Genomic DNA, 14,813 nt, shown 5'->3' on the forward strand with positions numbered 1-14,813 from the left:
CGCAATCGCCCAGCAGGTTGGCGCCCGACTTGATCATGCGATCGAAGTACGGGGCGACGCCGGCCGCGATGGCCGCGTCGAGGTAGGCTGGCTCGCTGCCGTCCACGCACACGACCACGACGGGGCGTGCCATCCAGCGATAGCTTCGGGCATTGACTTCGAGTGTCTCCGGTGTCATTTCAGACTTCCTTCTGGGGTGGGTTGTTCGATGCGGGGGCCGCGTCGGAATCGGCGCGGCCGAAGGCCTTGTGCATGCGCGCGCGGCTGCCCGCGACGTGCTCGCGCAGCGCGCGTCCTGCCGTCTCGGGGTCGCCGCTCGCGATGGCGTCGACGATGTGGCTGTGCTCGTCGGCCGAGACCCTGAGGCCCCCGCCGCTGTCGAGCGCGCGCATTCTGAAGAGGTGCAGCTCCTTCACGAGGCGCTTGTAGGTTTCGGTGAGCTTCCTGCTGCCGGCGGTGTCCAGCAGGATCTCGTGGAACTGCAGGTTGAGTTGCGCGTACTGCTCCACGTCCTGTGCCTGGCCGGCCGAGCGCATCGCATCGACCATGGCGCGCAGCCGCTCGATCGCGTCGGGTGCGATGGCCAGCGCCACGCGGCGGCCGATGATTTCCTCGAGCGCCTCGCGCAGCTCGTAGATCTCGTCGGCTTCCTCGAACGCGATCTCGCGCACGAAGACGCCGCGGTTCTTTTCGTTGCGCACGAGGCCGGCCTCTTCGAGGGCGCGCAGCGCCTCGCGGATCGGGCCTCGGCTGGTGTTGAAGCGCTGCGAGAGCTCGCTCTCGTTGATGCGGCTGCCCACTGGGAGCTCGCCGGTCATGATCAAACGCTCGATTTCTTCCTGCATCAGCATCGGCAGCGAGCTGGACTGGAGAAACGCGAGGGCGGCGGAGTGATTGCTGGTGACCATGGGGCGTATTTTCCCGAAGGATTGAAAATTGTCAACAATCTTTTATTGACAGTCATCAATCGTCAATCTACATTGCGTTCACCGACCTTGGCGCGCCATTGCCGGAGCCCGCCACTCACCCCTTCAGTGACAGCAAGCCCTCTCAGGAGAAACAGATGACGATGAAACAAAGCACGCGCCGTCTCACGGCGGCCCTGTGTGTCGCGGCCCTCGGCCTCGTGGCCGGTACGGCGTGGGCGCAGAAGACCCCGCTGCTGGTCTACACGGCGCTGGAGACCGACGCCATGAAGCTCTACAAGGACGCCTTCGAGAAGGCCAACCCCGACATCGAGGTGAAGTGGGTGCGCGACTCCACCGGCATCGTCACCGCCAAGCTGCTGGCCGAAAAAGCCAATCCGCAGGCCGACGTGGTGGCCGGCCTGGCCGCCAGCAGCCTCGCGCTGCTGCAGCAGGAAGGCATGCTCCTTCCCTATGAGCCCAAGGGCTTCAAGGACCTGAACCCCGCCTACTCCGATGCCGCACGCCCACCGGCGTGGGTCGGCATGGACGTGTGGGCCGCGACCATCTGCTTCAACCGCATCGAAGCCCAGAAGCTCGGCCTGCCGAAGCCCGAAACCTGGAAGGACCTGGCCAAGCCCGTCTACAAGGGCACCATCTCGATGCCGCACCCGGCCTCCAGCGGCACCGGCTACCTGGACGTGTCGTCGTGGCTGCAGAACATGGGCGATGCCGAAGGCTGGAAGTACATGGACGCGCTGCACCAGAACATCGCGCAGTACGTGCACTCGGGCTCCAAGCCCTGCAAGCAGGCGGGCGCGGGCGAGTTCCCGATCGGCATCTCGTTCGAGTTCCGCGCGCACCAGGTCAAGAAGTCGGGCGCGCCGGTCGACCTGATCTTTCCGAAGGAGGGCTTGGGCTGGGACATCGAGGCCACCAGCATCATGAAGACCAGCGCGAAGCTGCCGCAGGCCAAGCGCTTCGCCGACTGGATGGCCAGCAAGGAAGCCAACCAGATCACCTCCACCTGGTGGGCCGTGGTCGCCTACCCCGGTGTGGCCTCCAAGCTCGAAGGCATTCCCGAGAACTACGAAAAGCTGCTGGCCAAGAACGACATCAACTGGGCTGCGAAGAACCGCGAACGCATCCTGGCCGAGTGGAGCAAGCGCTACGAAGGCAAGGCCGAACCGAAATAAGGCTCGCCCCCAGGCTGCGCGCACTTCGTGTCGCTTCGCCAACCCCCTACCGGGGGCGACACCAGCGGCCCGGCAAAGCCGGTTCCGCGGTGTCTCGCGAAGAAGCCCGATCCGGCCGCCGTCCTTCTTCAACCCGCGACGCCGATCCTTGCGGCGCCCGCCAACGACGAGTGCGAAAAATGGACATGACCGACACCCGATTCATTGCCAGCCCGGTACCGACGAACGCTCCCGCAGCGCTGGAGATCGTCGGCGTGCGCAAGGACTTCGAGACCTTCAGCGCGCTGCGCGACGTGCACCTGCGCGTGAACCCGGGCGAGATGCTGTGCTTTCTCGGCCCCTCGGGCTGCGGCAAGACCACGCTCCTGCGCATCATCGCGGGACTGGAGACGCAGACCGCCGGACAGATCCTGCAGAACGGCAAGGACGTCTCTTGGCTCTCGCCGGACAAGCGCGACTACGGCATCGTGTTCCAGTCGTATGCGCTCTTTCCCAACCTCTCGATCGCCGAGAACATCGGCTACGGCCTGGTCAACAGCCGCGCGAAAAGGGGCGAGATCAAGGCGCGCGTCGAAGAACTCTTGAAGCTCGTCGGCCTGCCGACCTCGGGCAACAAGTACCCGAGCCAGCTCTCCGGCGGCCAGCAGCAGCGCGTGGCCCTGGCCCGCGCGCTCGCCACGCGCCCCGGCCTCCTCCTGCTCGACGAGCCGCTCTCGGCGCTCGACGCGCTGGAGCGCATTCGCCTGCGCGGCGAGATCCGCCGGCTGCAAAAGCAGGTCGGCATCACCACCATCATGGTCACGCACGACCAGGAAGAAGCGCTCTCGATGGCCGACCGCATCGTGGTCATGAACCACGGCGTGATCGAGCAGGTGGGCACGCCCATGGAGGTCTACGAGCAGCCGGCCACGCCCTTCGTGGCGGACTTCGTGGGCAAGGTCAACGTGCTGCGTTCGGTGGCGCTGGGCAACCACCGCTTCCAGGTCGGCGACATGGAGCTCGAATGCGATGCCTGCGATGGTGCCTTCGAGCCCGGCGAGGCCGTCAACCTTTATCTCCGGCCCGAAGACCGCGCGGTCGAGCACCTGGGCGACGACACGCCCAACCGGCTGCAGGCGAAGGTGACGAAGGTCGAGTTTCTCGGTGGCCTCTGCATCGCCGAGGTGACCGCCGATGCGCTGCACGGGCAGGTGCTGGGCCTGCACTTCTCGCTCAACCAACTGCACGACCTGGACATCCGCGAAGGCAACACCATCGACATCGCGCTGCGCGCCAACCGCATCCGCGCCTTCTCCGCCGCACGCACGCCCAAGCCATGAACACGCTGGCCCACCCCACCGCCATGAAGGCGTCGTTCGGCGCGCGGCCCGCGATGCGCTGGAGCCGCGACGAGACCATCGCGCGCTGCATCCTGTTCGTCGTGATGGCGATGCTGTTCGTGTTTCTCGTCGCGCCGCTTTTCACCATCCTCGCGCACGCGGTGCAGGACAAGGACGGCCGCTTCGTCGGCCTGGCGCACTTCATCACCTACTTCCAGACGCCGAGCCTGCTGCGCGCGGCCTGGAACTCGATCTGGGTGTCGGCGGCGGTGGTGACGATCTCGGTGCCCACGGCGTTCGTCTTCGCCTATGCGCTCACGCGCAGCCGCATGCCGGTGGCGCTGAAGGCCGTGTTCCGGCTCATCGCGCTCATTCCGCTGCTCGCGCCCTCGCTGCTGTCGGCCATCTCGTTCGTGCAGTGGTTCGGCAACCAGGGCGCGCTCAAGTTTCTCCTGGGCGGCATGTCGATCTACGGCGCGCCGGGGATCATCATGGCCGAGGTCTACAACACCTTTCCGCATGCGCTGATGATCCTGGTCACCGCGCTGTCGCTGGCCGACGGCCGGCTGTACGAGGCGGCCACCGCGCTGCGCACGCGGCCGCTGCGCCAGTTCATGACCATCACGCTGCCCTCGTGCAAGTACGGCCTCATCAGCGCGGCCACGGTGGTCTTCACCTACGTGGTGAGCGACTTCGGCGCGCCCAAGGTGATCGGCGGCAACTTCAACGTGCTGTCGGTCGATGTGTTCAAGCAGGTGGTGGGGCAGCACAACTTCTCCATCGGCGCGGTGGTGGGCATGCTGCTCCTCTTGCCCTCGATCGTCTCGTTCGTGATCGACTACGTGGTGCGGCGCAAGCTGAAGGCGCAGCTCACCGCGCGCTCGGTGCCCTACAGCCCCAAGCGCCGCAAGGTGGCCGATGCACTGCTCACGCTTTTTTGCACCGTGGTGTGCGGCCTCTTGCTGGCCACCATCGGCATGGCGATCTACACCTCGCTGATTTCGCTCTGGCCCTACGACCTGTCGCTCACGCTCAAGCACTACCACTTCGTGCTGGTGGAAAGCGACATGGCCGCGGCCTACGGCAACAGCCTGCTGGTGGCGATGGTCACTGCCGTGGCCGGTTCGCTGATCGTCTTCGTGGGCGCCTACCTGATCGAGAAGACGCGCAACCTGGGCCTCATGCGCAAGGGCATGCACCTGATGGCCGTGCTCTCGATGGCGGTGCCGGGCCTGGTGCTCGGCCTGGGCTACGTGATGTTCTTCAACCATCCGGCCAACCCGCTGAATTTTCTCTACCAGACGATGGCGATCCTGGTCATCTCGATGGTGGTGCACTACTACACCTCCAGCCACCTCACGGCGGTGACGGCGCTCAAGCAGATCGACAACGAGTTCGAGGCCGTGTCGGCCTCGCTCAAGGTGCCGTTCTTCAAGACCTTCCTGCGCGTGACGGTGCCGGTGTGCCTGCCGGCCATCCTGGACATCGGGCGCTACTTCTTCGTGGTGTCGATGGCGAGCCTGTCGTGCGCCATCTTTCTCTACACGCCCGAGACCGTCCTCGCGTCGGTCGCGATCATGCACCTGGACGACGCCGGCGACATCGGCCCCGCCGCGGCGCTCGCGAGCCTGATCGTGGTCACCTCGACGCTCGTGTGCATCGCCTATTCGCTGCTCACGCGCGTGCTGCTCGCGCGCACGCAGGCCTGGCGCAACCTGGGCCGCGGCTGACGCAGCCTCGCTTTTCTTTCCTCATTTCCTTCCCCGCCTGGAGACACCATGAGTCAAGCCCCCCACCCCATCCTGCTCACACCCGGCCCCCTCACCACCTCGGACCGCACGCGCCAGGCGATGCTGCGCGACTGGGGATCGTGGGACGCCGACTTCAACCAGATCACCGCGCGCATCCGCAAGAACGTGCTGGACATCGTGCACGGCACGGGCACGCACGAATGCGTTCCGCTGCAGGGCAGCGGCACCTTCTCGGTGGAAGCGGCCATCGGCACCCTCGTTCCGCGCAGCGGCCATGTGCTGGTGCCGAGCAACGGCGCGTACTGCCAGCGCCTGGCGAAAATCTGCAAGGTGCTGGGCCGCAAGCTCACCACCATCGACTACACCGAAGACAAGCAGGTGTCGCCCGCCGACGTCGACCGCGCGCTGGCCGCCGACCCGGGCATCACGCACGTGGCACTGGTGCATTGCGAAACCGGCGCGGGCGTGCTCAACCCGCTGCACGAGATCGCACTGGTCGTCGCGAAGCACGGCCGGGGATTGATCATCGACGCGATGAGTTCCTTCGGCGCGCTGGAGATCGATGCGCGCAAGACGCCCTTCGACGCGGTCGTCGCGGCTTCGGGCAAGTGCCTCGAAGGCGTGCCGGGCATGGGCTTCGTCGTCGTCAAGCGCAGCACGCTCGAGAAGTGCGAAGGCAACTGCCACTCGCTGAGCATGGACCTGTACGACCAGTGGGTCTACATGGAGAAGACCACGCAGTGGCGCTTCACGCCGCCCACGCACGTGGTCGCCGCGCTCGACACGGCCATCGCGCAGTACATCGAGGAAGGGGGCCTGGCCGCGCGCGGCGGGCGCTATGCGCGCAACTGCAAGGCGCTCATCGACGGGCTGGCCACGCTGGGCTTTCGCAGCTTTCTCGATCCGGCGATCCAGGCGCCGATCATCGTCACCTTCCATGCGCCCGACGATGCGAACTACGACTTCAAGACCTTCTACCAGGAGGTGAAGAAGCGCGGCTACATCCTCTACCCGGGCAAGCTCACGCAGGTCGAGACCTTCCGCGTGGGCTGCATGGGGCACTTCGGCGATGCGGGCATTCCGGGCGCGGTCGCGGCCATTGCGGACACGCTCAAGGCCATGGGCATCCGGCAGGTGTCGGCAACCGCCACGGCCTGAACCGCCTGAACCGCCTGCGCGGCGGACGCAGACCGCCCTACAGCGCGCAGGTCCTGAAACCGAAGAAACCGTCGTCGCGCTCGGGCAGCGCGAAGCCCCGGCGGCGCGGCGAGCGAAGCCGCGCACGCGTGGCGAACGACGCGCCGCGCAGCACGCGCGCCCGGCCGAAGGCGGCCACCGGATCGAACTCGCCGCCCGCGCTCCACGGGTCGGCGCGGAACCCGGGCCAGGGCTGCAGCGTGCCCGCGGTCCACTCGTGCACGTCGGCCCAGCGAAAGCCGCGCCGCGCGGCGGTGTGGGCCGCGATTTCCCACTCGACCTCGGTCGCGATGCGGCGTCCGGCCCAGCGCGCCCAGGCGTCGGCCTCCCACCAGCTCAGGTGCACGGCGCTGTGGTGGCCCGCCGCGCGCACGGTGACGCCGAAGCGTTGCTGCAGCACCGAGCCGCCGGTGCCGTTGCGCGCCACGCCGATCTGCTCGACATGGCGCGGCCCGCGCCGCCCCTCGACCTGCGCGGCCAGCCAGCGCCAGCCGTCGGCGTGCCACAGCGCCTCACGGTCGTAGCCGCCGTCGTCGACGAATTCGATGTACTGGTTCCAGGTGACGGGTTGCGCATCGATCTCGAACTCGGGCACGTCTACCTGGTGCGCAGCGCGCTCCTGCGCGAAGGCGAAGCCGCGCTCGGCGAGGCCCAGCTCCCAGCGCGTGGCAGGCACCAGGAGCGGCTCGCGCGTGACGGCGATGGGCGCCTGCTCGATGCCCAGCGGCAGCCCGAGCGTCTGCGCCATCACCACGAACTGCTCGCCGCGCAGGTCTTCGTGGAACAGCGCGAGGCGATAGAAGTACAGGCCCGCATCGGTCTCTGCCGCGTGCTCGAGCAATTCCAGCGTGCTCTCCAGCGTCTCGAGCAGGTAGGCCTTGGTCTGGCCGAGGTAAGGAAGGTCGGCCGACCAGCGGCGGCCGGGCGAACTCTGCGCCGGGTTCCACCAGTCGTCGGCACTCGGCTCGATGGCAGCCAGGCGCGTGGGCCGCACCGGGCAGTCGATGCCGAAGGCGCGCTGCGTGTTGCGCCCGATCCACCACTCGGCGAACCAGCCGATGTGCCCGGCCAGCCACACGGGGGGCACCACGCCTTCGTCTTCGGGAACGGGCGGCACGGCGAGGGCTTCGGAGCCCAGCGCTTCTTCGTAGAGGGTCAGCAGGTGCAGCGTGTGGTTGCGCGCGTCGATCAGGGCCAGCGAGAGCAGGTCGCGGCCAGCGCGGCACATGTCGGGCGAATCGATGGAGTGCGGCGCCGCCCCGGCGGCAGACGAGGTGTGTCTCGGTGTCTGGGCCATGGCGGCATTATGACCAGCCGCAGCCCCTGGGTAGGCCCTCAAGGAACTTTTCCACTACACCGATAGAATTCGCACCGCCTCACGCACCCGACCCGCTGGCATACAAGGCCAGAGCGTCGGGTGCGGTCGTATCTGGGGGCATCCAATACAAAAATGGAGATGTAATGCAAGGCTTGCTCAAGCTGTCCCGGGCCATCGACTGGCTCAATGCCCAGGTGGGCAAATACGCCATCTGGCTCATCCTGGCCGCCACGGTGATCAGCGCCCTCAACGCGATCGTGCGCAAGGTCTTCAACACCAGTTCCAACGCCTTCCTCGAAGTGCAGTGGTACCTCTTCGCGTGGTCGTTCCTGATCGCCGCGGGCTACACGCTGCTGCACCGCGAGCACGTGCGCATCGACGTGCTCAACAGCCGCCTGTCCAAGAGGAAGCAGGTGTGGATCGACATCATCGGCTTCTCATGTTTCCTCACGCCGCTGTGCATCGCGGTGCTCTATCTGTCGATGCCCGTGGTGATGCAGATGTACCGGTCCGGCGAGATGTCGGGCAACTCGGGCGGCCTCATTCGCTGGCCCGTGTGGGCGGCGCTGCCGTTCGGCTTCACGCTGCTGCTGCTGCAGGGCTGGTCGGAGCTGATCAAGCGCATCGCCTTCCTGCGCGGCGAGGGCCCCGACCCGATGGGCCGGCTGACCGACAAGACGGCCGAGGCCGAACTCATCGAGGCGCTGCGCCTGCAGGCCGAGGCAGACGCCGCCAAGGCCGCCGCTGCCGCAGCAGCCACGGGCACGGGCGCCGCGCCCAAGCCGCAACACTGAACCGCCAGGCGCCAGAAAAAACACCATGGAATTCATCGTTGCCAATTTCGCCCCGATCATGTTCGCGGGGCTCATCTGCTTCCTGCTGCTGGGTTTCCCGGTGGCCTTCAGCCTCGGGGCCTGCGGCCTGTTCTTCGGTTTCGTGGGCATCGAGCTGGGCGTGTTCCAGTCGTCGGTGATGGCGTGGCTGCCCCAGCGGCTGATCGGCATCATGGCCAACGACACGCTGCTGGCCGTGCCCTTCTTCACGCTCATGGGCCTCATCCTGGAGCGAAGCGGCATGGCCGAGGACCTGCTGGACACGGTCGGCCAGGTCTTCGGTCCGATGCGCGGCGGCCTCGCGCTGGCGGTGATCTTCGTCGGCGCGCTGCTGGCCGCCACCACCGGCGTGGTCGCGGCCTCGGTCATCTCGATGGGCCTGATCTCGTTGCCGATCATGCTGCGCTACGGCTACGACCGGCGCCTGTCCAGCGGCGTGATCGCGGCCTCGGGCACGCTGGCCCAGATCATTCCGCCCTCGCTGGTGCTGATCATCATGGCCGACCAGCTGGGCAAGAGCGTGGGCGACATGTACAAGGGCGCGTTCCTGCCCGGCTTCATGCTGATGGGCCTGTACGTGCTGTACGTGGTGTTCCTCGCGATCTTCAAGCCCACGCAGGTGCCCGCGCTGCCGGCCGAGGCACGCACCTTCCGCGAACCGAACGGCAGCGGCGGCTACACCTCGCTGGTGGGCATCACGGCGCTGTCGGCGGTGGTGGCGGTGATCCTCGCGCGCAACATGGAAGCGGTGCACACCTGGTTCCAGGGCCATGAAGTGACCTCCGTGGCAACCGACGAGAAGGTCGTGGTCGCCATGTGCGGCGGCGTGTTCGTGGCGCTGGTGATCGCGCTCATCAACAAGGGCCTGAAGCTCAACCTGCTGTCGCGCCTGGCCGAGCGGGTCACCTTCGTGCTGATCCCGCCGCTGCTGCTCATCTTCCTGGTGCTGGGCACCATCTTCCTGGGCGTGGCCACGCCCACCGAAGGCGGCGCGATGGGCGCCATGGGCGCGCTCATCATGGCCTGGGTCCGCCGTCGCATGAGCTTCTCGCTGTTGAAGCAAGCGCTCGGCTCGACCACGCGGCTCTCCAGCTTCGTGATGTTCATCCTGATCGGCGCCACGGTGTTCAGCCTGGTGTTCCAGGCCGCGGACGGCCCGATCTGGGTGGAGCACCTGCTGACGTCGCTGCCGGGCGGCCCGGTGGGCTTCCTCATAGCGGTGAACGTGCTGGTGTTCTTCCTGGCGTTCTTCCTGGATTACTTCGAGTTGTCGTTCATCGTGGTGCCGCTTCTCGCGCCGGTGGCGCACAAGATGGGCATCGACCTCATCTGGTTCGGCGTGCTGCTGGCGGTGAACATGCAGACCTCGTTCATGCACCCGCCCTTCGGCTTCGCGCTCTTCTTCCTGCGCTCGGTCGCGCCCGAGAAGCAGTACGTGGACCGCGTGACGCAGAAGGTCATGGAGCCCGTGACGACGATGCAGATCTACAAGGGCGCGATCCCGTTCGTGCTGATCCAGCTGACCATGGTGGCCATCCTCATCGCGTTCCCGCAGATCGTGACGGGCGCCCTGGACAAGGAAGTGAAGGTCAACCTGGACGACATCGGCGCGCAGATGCGCGACAGCCTGAAGTCCGACGAGGGCGCGACGCCGACCGACCCCTACGGCGGCCCCGAGGAGGCCGCGCCGGGCGCCGAGCCCAAGACCGAACCTGCCTCGCCGGGGGCCGCGCCAAGTGCCGCCCCCGCTGCGCCGGAACCCTCGGCGGAAAGCACCGAGAGCGATCCGATGAAGGCGATGCAGGACGCGCTCAAGGCGCAGAACCCCAAGCCCTGAGCGACAAACTCACCCGCCTCTTCTCCAAGAGGCGGCCCATGAAAAAAGGCCGGCCCGCGAAAGCGGCCGGCCTTTTTGCTGCGCGCCGCCGGCGAACCGGCGGCAGCGCGAGGCGTCAGATCTTGATCGAGTTCATGTACTGGTTGAACGGGTACTCCGAGAAGCGGTTCCACAGGATCTGGTCGCGCTGGAAGGCGCGCATGTCCTGATGGATCTTCTTGAAGTCGGGCGACTTGGCTTCGTGCTCGGCGAACACTTCCATCGAGGCCTTGAAGCCCGCATCCATCACGGCCTTGGGGAACGGCTTGAGCTGCGTCTTGGCGGCCACGAGGCGCTTGATCGCGAGCGGGTTGAAGGCGTCGTACTTGGCGATCATGTCGCGCGCGGCGACCTTGGTGGCCGCATCCAGGATGGCCTTGTTCTCGTCCGACAGCTTGGCGTAGGCCTTGTTGTTGATGAAGAACTCCAGGTCGGCGCCGCCTTCCCACCAGCCGGGGTAGTAGTAGTACGGGGCGACCTTGTTGAAGCCCAGCTTCTCGTCGTCGTACGGGCCGACGAATTCGGCGGCGTCCAGCGTGCCCTTCTCCAGGGCCTGGTACACATCGCCCGCGGGCATGTTCTGCGACACCACGCCCAGCTTGGCCATGGCCTCGCCGAACACGCCGCCGCCCATGCGCATCTTCAGGCCCTTCAGGTCCTCGACGGTCTTGATTTCCTTGCGGTACCAGCCGCCCATCTGCGTGCCGGTGTTGCCGGCGCTGGCGGTGCGGAAGTTGTATTGCGCGAAGAAGGCGTCCAGGAGCTTGCGGCCGTTGCCGTAGTCTTTCCACGAATCGGTCTGGCGTGCGGTCAGGCCGAAGGGCACGGCGCAGCTGAACGCGAAGATCGGGTCCTTGCCGGTGAAGTAGTAGGCGGCGGTCTGCGCCATCTCGAGCGTGTCGCCCTGCAGCGCATCGACCACGCCGAACGCGGGCATCAACTCGCCGGCGGGGTGGGCCGAGATTTCGAACTTGCCGCCGGACAGCGCCTTGACGGTCTTGGAGAGCATTTCAGCGCTTCCGAAAATCGTGTCGAGCGAACGGGGGAAGCTCGAGGCGAGGCGCCAGCGCACGGCCGTCTGCGCGTGCACGGCGGGCGCGATGCCGGCGGCCAGAACGCCGGCGATGCCGGCGTTTTTGATGAGGGAACGACGATCCATTGATTCACTCCGGGTTCTTTTGAAAAAACGAAACGCGGCTTGTGACCGCGTTGGGGACTTTTGTATAAGTCTTCTTGATTGTAAAAACCGGCTTACAGGCGCCCGGCGGGGGTTTACCCTGCGACGGTGCCGAAGCGTTGCGCGATCGACGCAGTAATGCCTGCTGCATCCAGGCCGATCGATGCCAGCAGCTTGGCCGGATCGCCGTGTTCGATGAAGCGGTCGGGCAGGCCCAGCTGCAACACCGGCTTCTGGACGTTCGCGGCCTGCAATGCTTCCAGCACCGCGCTGCCCGCGCCGCCCATGGTGGCGCCCTCTTCGAGCGTGACGATGGCATCGTGCGTGCCCGCCACCTGCAGCAGCAGTTCGACATCGAGCGGCTTGGCCCAGCGCATGTTGACCACCGTCGCGTCGAGCGAGTCGGCGGCGGTGAGCGCGGGATACAGCAGCGAGCCGAACGCGAGGATCGCGATGCGCTTGCCTTCGCGACGCACCTCGCCCTTGCCCAGCGGCAGCGCGTCGAGCGTGAGGTGCGGCGCAACGCCGGCGCCCGCGCCGCGCGGGTAGCGCACGGCCACAGGATGGTTCTGTTCGTAGGCGCTCGTGAGCAGCTGGCGCAGCTCGCGCTCGTCCGCGGGGCAGGCGATGCTCATGTTGGGAATGCAGCGCAGGAACGGGATGTCGTAGGCGCCCGCATGCGTGGCGCCATCGGCGCCGACGAGGCCCGCGCGGTCGAGCGCGAACACCACCGGCAGGTTCTGGATCGCCACGTCGTGGATCAGCTGGTCGTAGGCGCGCTGCAGGAAGGTCGAGTAGATCGCGACCACGGGTTTCAGGCCCTCGCACGCGAGGCCCGCCGCGAAGGTGACCGCGTGCTGCTCGGCGATGCCGACGTCGTAATAGCGATCAGGGAAACGCTGCTCGAACTCCACGAGCCCCGAGCCTTCGCGCATCGCGGGCGTGATGCCCACGAGACGGCCGTCGTGCGCGGCCGTGTCGCACAGCCACTGGCCGAACACCTGCGTGAAGGTCTGCTTGGCCACCGCGGCGGACTTGACGAGGCCCACCTGCGGATCGAACTTGCCCGGCCCGTGGTAGGCCACCGGATCGGCCTCGGCCAGCTTGTAGCCCTGCCCCTTCTTCGTGACCACGTGCAGGAACTGCGGGCCGCTCAGGTGCTTCAGGTTCTCCAGCGTCGGCACCAGCGAATCGAGGTCGTGGCCGTCGATCGGGCCGACGTAGTTGAAGCCGAACTGCTCGAACAAGGTGGCCGGCACCACCATGCCCTTGGCGTGCTGCTCGAAGCGCTTGGCCAGCTCGAAGAGCGGCGGCGCGGCGCGCAGCACGCTCTTGCCGACGTTCTTGGCGGCGGCGTAGAAATTGCCGCTCATCAGCTGCGCAAGGTAGCGGTTGAGCGCGCCGACGGGCGGGCTGATCGACATGTCGTTGTCGTTCAGGATCACCAGCAGCTTGCAGTCGCACACGCCCGCGTTGTTGAGCGCCTCGAAGGCCATGCCGGCCGTCAATGCGCCGTCGCCGATGATGGCCACGGTGTAGCGGTCTTCGCCCTTCTGCTTGGCGGCCATCGCCATGCCGAGCGCGGCCGAGATGCTGGTGGACGAGTGCGCGGTGCCGAAGGTGTCGTACTCGCTCTCGCTTCGCTGCGGAAAGCCCGAGATGCCGCCGATTTGCCGCAGCGTGGGCATGCGCTCGCGCCGGCCGGTGAGGATCTTGTGCGGATAGGTCTGGTGGCCCACGTCCCACACCAGCCGGTCGTGCGGCGTGTTGAACACGTGATGCAACGCGACCGTGAGCTCGACCGTGCCGAGGTTGGAACTCAGGTGGCCGCCGGTGCGCGAGACGTTGTCGAGCACGCAGGCGCGCACCTCGTCGGACAGCTGACGCAGCTGTGCGCGGTCGTACTGGCGGATCGGCGAGGGGTCGTGGAGTGTGGGAAGCAGCGGAGCCATGTGGGGTTTGTTCTTTTCTCAGCGGTCGCGGTCGACCACCATGTGGGCGAGAGCGCGCAAGGCGGCGGTGTCGGCCAGGCCGCTGCGCGCCAGGGCGGCGAGCGCATCGGACAGCAACTGGCGCGCCTGCGTGCGCGCGCCATCGAGGCCGAGCAGCGACACGTAGGTGGGCTTGTCGGCGGCAGCGTCCTTGCCGGCGGTCTTGCCGAGGGTTTGCGAATCGGCGGTGACGTCCAGGATGTCGTCCACCACCTGGAACGCGAGGCCGATGGCCGCGCCGTACTCGCACAGCGCCTTCAGTGCCGCGGACGAAACGTTGCCGCAGGCGGCGCCCATCTCGACGCTGCCCTGCAGCAGCGCGCCGGTCTTCAGGCGGTGCATTTCGCGCAGTTGCGCTTCGTTCAGTGCGATGCCGACGCTGGCCAGATCGATCGCCTGCCCGCCCGCCATGCCCTGGCTGCCCGCGGCGCGCGCGAGCAGGCGGCACAGCGTGGCCTGCGTGGCCGCGGGAATCTCGTCGCCCTCTGGCGTGAGCAGCTCGAAGGCCAGCGCCTGCAGCGCGTCGCCCGCGAGCAGCGCGTCGGCCTCGCCGAACTTCACATGCACCGTGGGCTTGCCGCGGCGCAGCACGTCGTTGTCCATGCAGGGCAGGTCGTCGTGCACGAGCGAATAGGCGTGGATCAGTTCAGTGGCGCAGGCCGCGCGCAGCGCCGCGGCTTCATTGCCGCCGACCGCTTCGCTCGCCGCGAGCACCAGCAAGGGCCGCAGCCGCTTGCCGCCGTCGAGCACCGCATAGCGCATCGCATCGCCCAGGAGCACCGGCGAATCGACGCCGACCCAGCGCGAGAGCGCCGCCTCGACGCGCGCCAGGTGCGGCTCGCTCCAGCCGGCGAGCCGGGCGGCATTCCATTCGGTCATGGCGGCCGCGCTCATTCCGCCGTCCAGACCTTCAGGCTGCCCGCGTCGAGCACCTTGATCTGGTCTTCGACCGCCTGCAGCTTGTCGCGGCAGAAGGCGAGCAATGCGGCGCCGCGCTGGTAGCTGCCCAGCAGTTGGTCCAGGGGCAACTGGCCCGATTCGAGCTCTGCAACCAGTTGCTCCAGTTCCTGAAGCCCGGCTTCGTAACTGGCGGGCAACGGCCCCGTATCGGGCGTGGCCGCCGGGCTGGATGAGGAAGGGGAAGGCACCTTGGGCATGCAACGGAACGTGGGTGAAACAGGGCATTTTAGGACGGGGGGACAAATGGGGGCCCGCAGGTACAATGCGAACTCTTCTTGTTGGCAAACCAA

At 67.1% G+C, this 14,813-nt stretch carries 12 protein-coding genes and 1 pseudogene; 6 read left to right on the forward strand and 7 right to left on the reverse strand.

Annotated features, from left to right (window positions below):
- Positions 1-178: pseudogene (locus tag JC881_RS23160) on the reverse strand (phosphonoacetate hydrolase); the annotation flags it as partial.
- Position 179: 1 nt separating this feature from the next.
- The gene (locus JC881_RS23165) at positions 180-908 is read right to left on the reverse strand and encodes a phosphonate utilization associated transcriptional regulator (protein WP_198788043.1); all 729 of its coding nucleotides are present in this window, start codon (positions 906-908) and stop codon (positions 180-182) included.
- A gap of 155 nt (positions 909-1,063) precedes the next feature.
- On the opposite strand from JC881_RS23165, the gene JC881_RS23170 reads away from it, so the two are divergent.
- The 4 genes from JC881_RS23170 (at position 1,064) to JC881_RS23185 (ending at position 6,329) form a co-directional block, all read left to right on the forward strand.
- Positions 1,064-2,101, forward strand: coding sequence for a putative 2-aminoethylphosphonate ABC transporter substrate-binding protein (locus tag JC881_RS23170; protein WP_443083371.1), 1,038 nt, complete (start codon positions 1,064-1,066; stop codon positions 2,099-2,101).
- 179 nt (positions 2,102-2,280) lie between these two features.
- Complete coding sequence (locus JC881_RS23175; protein ID WP_198788045.1) at positions 2,281-3,420, forward strand: putative 2-aminoethylphosphonate ABC transporter ATP-binding protein; 1,140 nt, start codon at positions 2,281-2,283, stop codon at positions 3,418-3,420.
- Entirely contained in the window at positions 3,417-5,150 is a 1,734-nt protein-coding gene (locus JC881_RS23180) for a putative 2-aminoethylphosphonate ABC transporter permease subunit (protein WP_198788047.1), read from the forward strand. Before JC881_RS23175 ends, JC881_RS23180 begins: the two co-directional genes overlap by 4 nt.
- A gap of 48 nt (positions 5,151-5,198) precedes the next feature.
- Positions 5,199-6,329, forward strand: a complete 1,131-nt coding sequence (locus JC881_RS23185) for a 2-aminoethylphosphonate--pyruvate transaminase (protein WP_198788048.1) — start codon at positions 5,199-5,201, stop codon at positions 6,327-6,329.
- A gap of 37 nt (positions 6,330-6,366) precedes the next feature.
- Here JC881_RS23185 and JC881_RS23190 read toward each other — a convergent pair whose 3' ends face one another.
- A complete protein-coding gene (locus JC881_RS23190; RefSeq protein ID WP_198788050.1) occupies positions 6,367-7,665 on the reverse strand; it encodes an SUMF1/EgtB/PvdO family nonheme iron enzyme in 1,299 nt (432 codons plus the stop codon).
- A 164-nt stretch (positions 7,666-7,829) separates the two neighbouring features.
- Between JC881_RS23190 and JC881_RS23195 the strand changes: the two genes are divergently transcribed.
- Both JC881_RS23195 and JC881_RS23200 read left to right on the forward strand, forming a co-directional pair.
- Positions 7,830-8,480, forward strand: a complete 651-nt coding sequence (locus JC881_RS23195; protein ID WP_198788051.1) for a TRAP transporter small permease subunit — start codon at positions 7,830-7,832, stop codon at positions 8,478-8,480.
- Between the two features lie 25 nt (positions 8,481-8,505).
- The gene (locus JC881_RS23200; protein WP_198788052.1) at positions 8,506-10,356 is read left to right on the forward strand and encodes a TRAP transporter large permease; all 1,851 of its coding nucleotides are present in this window, start codon (positions 8,506-8,508) and stop codon (positions 10,354-10,356) included.
- Positions 10,357-10,471: 115 nt separating this feature from the next.
- Here the strand turns inward: JC881_RS23200 and JC881_RS23205 are convergent, their stop codons facing one another.
- The 4 genes from JC881_RS23205 to xseB all read right to left on the reverse strand — a co-directional run bounded on the left by JC881_RS23205 (position 10,472) and on the right by xseB (position 14,720).
- Positions 10,472-11,554: a TRAP transporter substrate-binding protein gene (locus JC881_RS23205; protein ID WP_198788053.1), complete on the reverse strand. Its 1,083-nt coding sequence runs from the start codon at positions 11,552-11,554 to the stop codon at positions 10,472-10,474.
- A gap of 113 nt (positions 11,555-11,667) precedes the next feature.
- A complete protein-coding gene (gene dxs / locus JC881_RS23210) occupies positions 11,668-13,524 on the reverse strand; it encodes a 1-deoxy-D-xylulose-5-phosphate synthase (protein WP_198788054.1) in 1,857 nt (618 codons plus the stop codon).
- An 18-nt stretch (positions 13,525-13,542) separates the two neighbouring features.
- A complete protein-coding gene (locus tag JC881_RS23215) occupies positions 13,543-14,457 on the reverse strand; it encodes a polyprenyl synthetase family protein (protein ID WP_198788055.1) in 915 nt (304 codons plus the stop codon).
- Positions 14,454-14,720, reverse strand: a complete 267-nt coding sequence (xseB, locus tag JC881_RS23220; RefSeq protein WP_093434602.1) for an exodeoxyribonuclease VII small subunit — start codon at positions 14,718-14,720, stop codon at positions 14,454-14,456. The genes JC881_RS23215 and xseB overlap by 4 nt, the downstream gene beginning before the upstream one ends.
- Positions 14,721-14,813: the final 93 nt, after the last annotated feature.

The organism is Variovorax sp. IB41, from assembly GCF_016405905.1.
Classification (GTDB): Bacteria; Pseudomonadota; Gammaproteobacteria; order Burkholderiales; family Burkholderiaceae_C; genus Variovorax.

Bases quoted from the DNA above. Each gene is read 5' to 3' on its own strand.
- JC881_RS23165 (WP_198788043.1), bottom strand. From the start codon at position 908: ATGGTCACCAGCAATCACTCCGCCGCCCTCGCGTTTCTCCAGTCCAGC.
- JC881_RS23170 (WP_443083371.1), top strand. From the start codon at position 1,064: ATGACGATGAAACAAAGCACGCGCCGTCTCACGGCGGCCCTGTGTGTC.
- JC881_RS23175 (WP_198788045.1), top strand. From the start codon at position 2,281: ATGGACATGACCGACACCCGATTCATTGCCAGCCCGGTACCGACGAAC.
- JC881_RS23180 (WP_198788047.1), top strand. From the start codon at position 3,417: ATGAACACGCTGGCCCACCCCACCGCCATGAAGGCGTCGTTCGGCGCG.
- JC881_RS23185 (WP_198788048.1), top strand. From the start codon at position 5,199: ATGAGTCAAGCCCCCCACCCCATCCTGCTCACACCCGGCCCCCTCACC.
- JC881_RS23190 (WP_198788050.1), bottom strand. From the start codon at position 7,665: ATGGCCCAGACACCGAGACACACCTCGTCTGCCGCCGGGGCGGCGCCG.
- JC881_RS23195 (WP_198788051.1), top strand. From the start codon at position 7,830: ATGCAAGGCTTGCTCAAGCTGTCCCGGGCCATCGACTGGCTCAATGCC.
- JC881_RS23200 (WP_198788052.1), top strand. From the start codon at position 8,506: ATGGAATTCATCGTTGCCAATTTCGCCCCGATCATGTTCGCGGGGCTC.
- JC881_RS23205 (WP_198788053.1), bottom strand. From the start codon at position 11,554: ATGGATCGTCGTTCCCTCATCAAAAACGCCGGCATCGCCGGCGTTCTG.
- dxs (WP_198788054.1), bottom strand. From the start codon at position 13,524: ATGGCTCCGCTGCTTCCCACACTCCACGACCCCTCGCCGATCCGCCAG.
- JC881_RS23215 (WP_198788055.1), bottom strand. From the start codon at position 14,457: ATGAGCGCGGCCGCCATGACCGAATGGAATGCCGCCCGGCTCGCCGGC.
- xseB (WP_093434602.1), bottom strand. From the start codon at position 14,720: ATGCCCAAGGTGCCTTCCCCTTCCTCATCCAGCCCGGCGGCCACGCCC.